1 pseudogene is annotated in these 873 nt (G+C 70.7%); it reads left to right on the top strand.

The window, feature by feature from the left end:
* Positions 1-873, top strand: a pseudogene (locus QQM72_RS40665) (hypothetical protein); the annotation flags it as partial.

Below are 873 nucleotides of genomic sequence, written 5' to 3'. Positions count from 1 at the left end.
TCGAGCTGGCCATCCGGTTCGGTGACGAGGTGGGCAGTCCGGTGGTCGAGGAGTTGACCGTGGACCGGCCCGTGCTGTTGCCGCTGCGTGGTGGCAGAGCCGTTCAGATGACCGTCGGGGAGGCCGACGGTCAGGGGCGGCGGCCGGTCGAGGTGTACTCGCGCCCGGACAACGCCAGCCTGGACGCGGTGTGGACACGCCACGCGCACGGCACGTTGGTGCCCGGCCCGGTGACCCCGTCCACTTCCGGCGCGACGTGGCCTACCGGCAGCTCCGCAGCCGATGTGGCCCTCGACAAGTCGGTCGATGATGCCGACCGCTACGGCCTGCACCCGGCGCTGCTCGACGCGGCGATCTGCACGACCCTCCCCGCAGGCATGATCGCGACCCGGTGGAGCGGGGTGACCTTGCTGGCTTCTGGTGCGGCGGCGGTGCGGGTCCGCGCAGCCCATAGCACCACGGGGGTGACCCGCCTTGAGCTGGTGGACGCCACCGCGGCGCCGGTGCTGACCGCTGATGTCGTTGTCGCCGAGCCGTTTTCGCCCGAAAGGGCAGAGGGTGAGGAGGCGTCGGCTCCTGGGGCGCTGTTCCTGGTCGATTGGGTTGAGCTTTCCCTTTCCCCTGGTGAGGTGACTGAGGACGCCGGTACTTCGGTGGTCGTCGTTGACGGCGAAGGTGTTGCTGCCCTTGCGGCGGACGGTCCAGCGGTACCGGGTCTGCTGGTGTATGAGGCCGGGCATGCGCCTGTCGATCCGCGCGAGGCCGTCGCCGCCGCGTTGGCTGTTGTCCAGGCATGGCTGGCAGCACCGGCCCTGGCGCACACCCGCCTCGTCGTGATCGTCCCCGACGCCGAGGACGATCTCGCCGTGGCCG

The sequence above is a fragment of the Streptomyces zaehneri genome (genome assembly GCF_032248645.1).
GTDB classification, from domain to species: domain Bacteria; phylum Actinomycetota; class Actinomycetes; order Streptomycetales; family Streptomycetaceae; genus Streptomyces; species Streptomyces coriariae.
The sequence above is the reverse complement of the archived record's forward strand: the minus strand, read 5'-3'. Positions and strand labels throughout refer to the sequence as shown.